Annotated in this window: 6 protein-coding genes; 2 read left to right on the forward strand and 4 right to left on the reverse strand. The window is 41.4% G+C overall.

The features are described 5' to 3' along the window. Positions 1–190: hypothetical protein (locus RMX89_RS34065; RefSeq protein WP_322692092.1), on the forward strand; the 190-nt coding region annotated here is incomplete at its 5' end. A gap of 252 nt (positions 191–442) precedes the next feature. Here RMX89_RS34065 and hetR read toward each other — a convergent pair. The 4 genes from hetR to RMX89_RS34085 all read right to left on the reverse strand — a co-directional run bounded on the left by hetR (position 443) and on the right by RMX89_RS34085 (position 7,625). Next, positions 443–1,342, reverse strand: a complete 900-nt coding sequence (hetR, locus tag RMX89_RS34070; protein WP_094349731.1) for a heterocyst differentiation master regulator HetR — start codon at positions 1,340–1,342, stop codon at positions 443–445. Positions 1,343–3,245: 1,903 nt separating this feature from the next. Next, positions 3,246–5,567 (reverse strand): EamA family transporter, encoded by a 2,322-nt coding sequence (locus RMX89_RS34075; RefSeq protein ID WP_322692093.1) that lies wholly within the window; start codon positions 5,565–5,567, stop codon positions 3,246–3,248. 275 nt (positions 5,568–5,842) lie between these two features. Continuing rightward, positions 5,843–5,983 carry a hypothetical protein gene (locus RMX89_RS34080; protein ID WP_322692094.1) on the reverse strand — a complete coding sequence of 47 codons (141 nt, stop codon included), beginning with the start codon at positions 5,981–5,983 and terminating at the stop codon, positions 5,843–5,845. A 382-nt stretch (positions 5,984–6,365) separates the two neighbouring features. Then, positions 6,366–7,625, reverse strand: coding sequence for an inorganic phosphate transporter (locus tag RMX89_RS34085; RefSeq protein WP_322692095.1), 1,260 nt, complete (start codon positions 7,623–7,625; stop codon positions 6,366–6,368). Positions 7,626–7,661: 36 nt separating this feature from the next. Here RMX89_RS34085 and RMX89_RS34090 point away from each other — a divergent pair, with 36 nt between their 5' ends. Next, positions 7,662–8,075, forward strand: a complete 414-nt coding sequence (locus RMX89_RS34090) for a hypothetical protein (RefSeq protein WP_322692096.1) — start codon at positions 7,662–7,664, stop codon at positions 8,073–8,075. Positions 8,076–8,096: the final 21 nt, after the last annotated feature.

The following is an 8,096-nucleotide window of genomic DNA, read 5'->3' on the forward strand; positions in this document are numbered from 1 at the left end:
TTCATCAAGGTCTACTTCCAGTTTATGGCTTAACCGCCTTGGCGGTTGCTATATCATCATCAAAAGGTTGCAGAAGTTTCTCTACCTCGCCCAAAAAAGCCGTCCTTTTGCCCTTCTCAATGATGTCAACATCTGGTATTATCTAGACTACAAAGATATCATGCGAACTTTTAGGCGGATTGTACGCTAATGCAACTTTCGTCAAACGTTCTATTAGCTAGGACAAACTTCCGTAGCACTTCTGCCACTTGTGGGCATACGATACCTAGTACTGTTCCCAAAGTGTCCGCTGACCAGGTAAGCATTTCATTGAAATAAATGAAAAACGATTATAATTCTCCTCTCCAACGCAAAGAGGAGTTGGAGAGAGATTAGTTGAACTCACGTCAGTTTCTCAGCTTTGGGAATTTAGGATTTTGCACAGTTTGCACAGTTAGTTGTACTAGTCTTCTCTTTCACCAAAAGCTGTCTGTAAAACCACTGCAATACCACCGTCTTGATGATATTTGTCTGCCCAGGCACGGATAACTTCATCCAATTCTTCCATAGCCTGATCCATTTTTTCTGGGAGGATGTCAAGTTCTTCCAGCAAGCGCATGGCATTTCGTCGCCGTTCTGCCCAATTTTTCATCATGCGGAAATACCGAGCAGTATCTTCCACGGTGATGTGTGTACGTTCTTCATCGTCTGTTGGGGTATAAGAAAGACGGGTAAGCGCGTAGAAGGGCATTCCCCAAGGAGAATCAATCCGTGTTACCGTTCCTGAGTAAAGCAGACGGCGCTTAATATGTTCGCCCAAAGCTTCACTCAAAGGCATTTGGTGTTCTGGTGGTAAGTCTTCTTGCGATCGCTTGTGTAAAAACTCGATCAAATCCAGAAATTCAAAGGAGCTAACTAACTGAGCATCAGGTAAATTACTGGGCAGTTTTTGCTCAATTTGTCTTTTTTCTTCACTTGTCAGATTAGTACCAGGAACGCGCGATCGCCCCGGTTGCCAAGGATATTTTTCTAGCCAGACATAAGGCAATTGAATTAAATAGCGAGGTTCTTGAGAACCCAGCATTTTTAACAGTTTGCCTTCTGTTAGTGCCTGCCTGACTTCTTCTACAATAATTTTTACTCGTTTTGGCTCCAAGTGATGCAAATGCCCTGTCATTCGCAGGTTTTGTCCCTGCTCTAGATAGGTCATGTAAATTGCACACTTTGCTGCTGTTGCGGCTGCGTCTAAAAATGCCCCATGCCTGTGCCCACTCGTCCGCATGGCACTAAAAGCCAGATAAAGCATGATCTGATCCATCGCACTGGGGTCAAGACGTTTGATCAGATCTATGTCGTTACTCATATTACAGACAATTGAATAGCACGTTTACAAAATTTTTAATCGAGTGAGAATTAGGTAGTATACACCTGGCTGAAGGCTGTCTTTACTTCAAACTATATTAGTATGCGATAACGATGATATCGGTGGTAGCGCAAACTACCGTTTTCGCATATTTCCTGCTAAAAAAGCAGAGTTAGTAGTTGTGACTATAACTGTCTGGAGCATCTAACCGGAAAATTAGAGACACCACCAAATATAGCTTAACAGTGCTTTATGTCCCAACACTCAACTATGCTGCAATTAATCTCCAAAGCCTTTCAGTTTTCTGGTTTTTTTCATCTTTCAAGAGCAACAACGTCAAGCTGCATACACCGAATGATGGCGCTATGCCGACTCAGAATAAAAACTAGTTTACGCAGTTAATCTGGGATATCTGTTACTAGAAAAAGATGCTTTTTTGCAACTTTGGCGAATTATTTGTAGTACACAATTGACTAGAAATAATTGGGAATTGTCTCAAAACAAATCGTTTACCAGGTGTAGCCAAATTTAGAGGTTGAGCTATACAGCCCGTTGTAAACTATCATTCCGTTCACAACCTCCAGTGATGTCTCGGCAGTATCAGCCGTTGGCTTGAGGGAAAAGAATAGACATCAAGTAGAGCAAATAATTCCAATTTCAAAATACCTGTTGTTTTTCAAATATTGTTCCTCATCATATCACTATTTTTTGGTTTGGAAATAAAATTATGCATTTTAAAGTTTATAAATGATGACTATTTAAATATTTTATATTCTGCTTAAATCAAGGTTTGATGATATTTTATATCTAGCCTAAATCCCAGTTTTATTTATTATTTTCTATATGATGATTGGACACAAAAAGCCGCGATTATTCCCAATTAAATCGCGTATCTATAAGGCTTTGCTGCTCGTGCTAATAACCGAAAAATTAGTTAATAGCCATACATATAATAAAACATCTTGGGTTCTATCCGATGATTGTTTAAAAAGTTTTTTGCCATAAATTTATATTTCTTTCATGAAAGAATTTTAAATTTTCATGATTTAACTAATTTATTGGCTACTTTTAAGTATGTTTTACCTCGCTATTTTATATATTTCAGAGGCTTAAATTACGTAGATAGTTGGTTGCGAGAAAAGAGTGATAATCCGTAGTAAGGTACGATAAAAGCTTCTTTTTCTGGGTGTTTTGGCGATCGCAGATTCAGTGAGCTTGTATAAAACGACAGAAATCAAGATACCATCTTACAAAACAAAATTAGTAAGTGGGTGTGAATAATTAAAGATTTGTAGTGACTTAGTGCGGTCTGATAAACTTCCCCATTAGGGACAAATAAAACCAAAGGATAAGGGCTTTAGTCCTCACTACAAGGCAATTTCATGTAATTTACATTGCTTAACATAAGTTAGTCTATTCTTGCCCACTTACTTTGCCTCCCATACTGGAAAAATAGGTAGGTTCACCGCCTAATATCAATTAAGTACGTTTGGCTTGAAACAATGAGTTCCTCTAAGCATTTCTGCGACTTCTCCATCTCTTAGTTCCAAAATATGCTGCAATAGTCTTAACTCCTTGCGAATCTTCTCTCTGAGCAAGTACTTGTGCCCAATTGCTGGAGTCAGTACTACTCATATTGCTTACATATACGTGTTTTCCCTACCTGTATCAGGCTAAATTCCTAAAAATATATTACAAGTCGATTTATTCTGAATACTGCTTGCCGATCTATTAAGTGTTATCTGCACCTATACAGCATTCTGAAATTATTCGTAAAAATTTAAATCCCCAACTTATTTGAGAAGTCGGGGATCTTGTTTGTCACATTAGCGTCAGGATTGATGCTGAGAGTGATGAGGAGTAAAGTAGCTCCTATCACTCTTAAGCTGATTGAACTCGCCATTTAATTCGTGGGACTAGAGGGTTTAACCTGATTTCGCATTGTTTCAAAGCTGAAAGCAGCCGCGCCAAAGGTTACAAATAACACTCCCAGAATTTGCACAATATCCAAATTTTCTTGAATGATTAACCCAGCGAAAATCACGGTTAAAACTGGGATGCTACCACCGATGAGCGCCGATCGCGAGGCACCTAGTTTACTAATACCAACATTATTGAGTAAATAACCTGCAAGGGTTAGCACGCCTAAAATAAACGCGCTTAAAACCAATTCCAACATTTTCGAGGGGTCAACTACTACCAAATTCCAACTGCTTGGCAAAGGTAGCATCAAACAGATAAAGCTCAACAACAACATCGTAGTGAAGTTAATTAAAGTAAAAGTCACCGGATGGAGTTTGCTAGCACAGACTCGCGTCAGAATTATGTAGGCAGCAAAAGCCACACCCGAAAGAATGGCGGTGCTGCTTCCCATTGAAGTATTACCGATACCGATGCTGGGAGAACCTCCTAAAACCAACAATTCACCGCAGCAAATCGCGGCGATCGCGGCGATGCGGAATAGAGTGGGGCGATCGCGAAACAGAAACCACGAGAATAGACCGCTAACCATTGGATAGATAAAGAACAGTGCGATCGCCATTCCAGTTGTGATTTGAGCGATCGCAATATAGATTAGTACCTGAGATAAAAACAAAAAGCACCCACTCACAATTGACAACACCAAAATCTGCTTGGTAGCTGCATTGGCAGGTGTAGCATTTCCTCGGACTGAAGCAGACAAAGTTTCCAAGTCTTGCCACAGTCTTGGATGCAATATCGGAGACAAAAGTACCATTAATGGTACGACTACCATAAACCGTAGCGTCAAAATTAACAGAGTATTGCCCAAAGTCGGCGGTAGCAATTGTTCTACCTCTAATACTCCAAAAATCTGGGAACCTTCGTGGAAAATCACTTTGATGGCTACGTTGTAAAGCGACGATACCACTGCCGATAAGACGATCAAAAACAAACCGATTTTGAGTGTCGATGAGTTAGAAGAATTAGGCGATCGCGATTGTGGGGGTTTTGCTTCCACCTGCGGTTCTGGCGCAGTGGTCGATGAGGGTTCAGCTTTGCTTTGCGATACGTTCTTACGGCGGACAGAAAGTGGTTCAGTAGGAATCTTCAGAGAAGGTCGGATTATTCTCGGCTGTAGCACAGATGCGATCGAAGGCTCTGATTTAGTTTCGTTTTCCGGCGATTCCTGATTAAGGACAGAAATTGGCTCGGTGGCATTATCCTTCGATGGCGGAACTATAGCCGCAGTAGATTCTGATGGCGTTTCTCTTACCGACAAATCCTTGCTTGGATTCGCGACGTTTTCTTTAATAATCGGCGGCTCTAATGTTGTTTCTTTTGGCGACAAATCCTTGCTGGGAGAAGAAATTGGATTCGCAACGTTTTCTCTAACAATCGGCGCCTCTAATGTCGTTTCCCTTACCGATAAATTTTTGCTGGGAGAAGAAATTGGAGGCGCGGTGTTTTCTTTAACAATCGGCGGTTCTAATGTTGTTTCCCTTGGTGAAAATTGATTGGAAATCGGTGAAATTGGCTCAAGGGAATTTCTTACTACTTGCTCAAACTCTGGTAAGGATGTTTCAACAGAACTGTTTTTTTCTGGCTCTGTAAACTGCAAAACAGTAGGTATACCTGCTGTTGCTGATTTACGTGAAGTTTCTTCTATAGTTTTTTCTAGTTCTCCATGCAGGCGGTTAACAAACTCCGCCAAAATCGTTTCCCCTTGCTGCTGCTGGCTATACATCCGTGACAACTGTTGGGAAAGATTACTTTGATAGTTCTTCAGCTCCTGTTGTAAGGAATTAAAGGTAACAGTAACGGTGTCATCGAGACTGTCAAACATATGTTCGACTTTTTCATTGATTTCACCGACTACATTGCTGCTCACTTCAGCAGACTTGAGCGCGGCTTGTTCGTAAGATTTGCCCTCTATGCTTTGATTAGCTAAAGTTGCCAGAGAGGATTGCAGTTGTGAAGATATATGCTTTGCCAGAACTTCTGCCAGTTGCCGAATTAACGCTTGCTGCTCGGTGATTTGGCGCACTTGTTGTAAATGCTCTTTTTCCTCTACCAAGCTTTGAATCTCATCAGATAACCGATTTTTTTCTGACTGAAGCCGCTTTACGTCTTCCTGCAAGCCTCTGAGGACATTCTGCTGAAGATTTTCTAAGTCTTCAACTAAAGCCCAAAGAGCATTTTCTGCTGCTCTAGATAGCTCCCCTCTGACTCTTGGGTTTTCTGGTTGCTTCTCGAATCGCCCCATTAGCTTCTAACCTCTAATACTTTGACGATAAAGCTGCTTCCCGTACACTTTATTGGCGGTCATCCTAATTTCCTGTATTTTGTCAGATAAATTAAAAATTTTAACAGCACTTCCGCATTTCAACGTAATTCTGTCATACTGAACACAAGTTAGCAAAGCATCCTAAGTTTGCCATACAGCTTACTACACCGTGTTCTCTTCAACATTGATAAGTATTTAACCATTAGATTGGGAATTTTGATGAGGTAGCACCCGTCTTCTCCCAAGGGGAGACGCTAAGAGCGATGGCGATTCCCATAGTTAGCGACGCTAGAGAGTCTAGGGGATTGCCCAACCCGAAAGGATTTTCGATCGATCGCCACGCCTGGAAGTCCCTTAAATAGAGACTTTTTTATTTTGGTCAGTTTAATTTTCATAAATTATTTGCCAATGAAATTTTACTTTTAAAGAAATCTCACTCCAAATAAATATTTATTGTTTTGCTGCCAATAATAATTGTCAAAGATTCAGAGATGCGTGTGCGTAGGCAACTCGTCGCTAGATATCCCCACCAAATTGTCTGACTTGCAAAACTAACTGTAAATTTGTGTGGAATGTAACTGGTGTGACAGTTTATATCTCTAAACGGGGATTAAAGTATCCTTCTGTGGAAATTCTAAGTTACGTTATCCCCTGCACAACATTCTAATGAATGAGCAGCAATTCTGCAAAAGCACACTTTTTTTGGCGTTGTTGCAGTCTGGGTTTTTCTTTGAGTAAATTCCAGTAAAGGAAAAGTTTGGAAAATATTAATAATTCTTAGAAGAATAAAATCTGGGCAATGCTGAAAATGGCAGCGCTAAGGGCAGCACTCACGGGGATTGTAATTAGCCATGCGGCAGCAATACCTTTTAATGTTTGAAACTTAATCGACTTGAGATTTTGCACTAGTCCAATACCAACGACACCGCCGACGAGAGCGTGGGAAGTGGAGACTGGTAAACCTAGTCGGGAGGCGATGAGGATGGTGGTAGCAGTTGCCAGCTCGGCACAAAATCCACTACTGGGTTGCAAGGCAATGATGTTTTCGCCAATGGTAGCAATGACTTTTTTTCCCCAGACAGCTAAACCACCAACAATACCAGCACCACCAAGGATTAAAATCCAAAGGGGGATAGTTATACCATCAGTAGGTACGCTACCAGTGCGATTGATGTAAACGATCGCAGCTAAAGGAGCGATCGCATTTCCCACATCATTAGAACCGTGAGCAAAGGCTACAAAGCAAGCACTTAGTAGTTGGAATCGGGCGAATAATCTTTCTACGGGATTGGGGAGTATTTCTCCCTTGTCTCTCTTATCTTCCAATTGTCGCCAACTCATGACTGTGAGTCCAACTGCTGCGATTGCACCGATTAATAGGGGGATGTCATGAGAAGGGATCGTAAAACCAACTTGCTCAATTACAAAATTGGTTAGCGGTTCAGTTAGCGATGGTAATACAATCACGCCGAAGACACCTAGCAGCAGAGTACTCAACCAGGGAATCCATTCTTGTAACTGAACTACTTGATTGGGTCGATCTAAAATCCAGTGCTTGATTTGACTGTAAAATAAAGCAGCGATCGCACCACTAATTAACGGCGTTAAAATCCAGCCAATGGTAATTAAGCCAATTGATGACCAATCAATTGCATTTACTCCCAAAGCTACCCAACTAAATCCAGCGATCGCACCAACAACCGCATGAGAAGACGATACAGGTAAACCGCGTGATGTCGCAATTTGCAACCACACACCACAGGATATTAGTACCGTTACCATTCCAGTTACGAATATTTGGGGTGTAGCTGCGAATAAGGCGGGATTAGCAATTTTCGTTGCTAGAGTTTCCGTTACCTCATGTCCAAACAACACAGCACCCGTAAACTCTAATACCCCAGCAATTATTAGTGCTTGTTTGAGGGTGACAGCTTTGGAACCTACGGAGGTTCCCATTGCATTAGCAACATCGTTTGCTCCGAGATTCCAGGCGACGTAGAAAGCTAGTAGAGCGACGAAAAGTAGGGTAATAAGCATTTTGTTAGGGACAAGAGGAAAGTGAGAGAGATAAGGATGAAACTTGAGCTTTTAAGGGTGAACTTTGAACCTTTGAGCCTCATCGTTGAACCTTTTAGCTCCATCGTCGAACCTTTGAGCTTCATCGTCGAGCCTTTGAGCCTCATCGTTGAACCTTTTAGCTTCATCGTCGAACCTTTGAGCTTCGTCGTTGAACCTTTTAGCTCCATCGTTGAACCTTTGAGCTTCATCGTCGAGCCTTTGAGCCTCATCGTCGAACCTTTGAGCTTCGTCGTTGAACCTTTTAGCCTCATCGTCGAACCTTTTAGCTTCATCGTCGAACCTTTTAGCTTCATCGTCGAACCTTTTAGCTCCATCGTCGAACCTTTGAGCCTCATCGTCGAACCTTTGAGCTTTAAAATTCTAGTTTTAACAAATTACAGCAGATTCGGAGTTTATGAGGTACAGTAGCAGCAATTTTTAAACCAATTT

Origin of the sequence: Nostoc sp. DedSLP04, from assembly GCF_034530775.1 — a bacterium.
In the GTDB taxonomy this organism is placed as follows: domain Bacteria; phylum Cyanobacteriota; class Cyanobacteriia; order Cyanobacteriales; family Nostocaceae; genus Nostoc.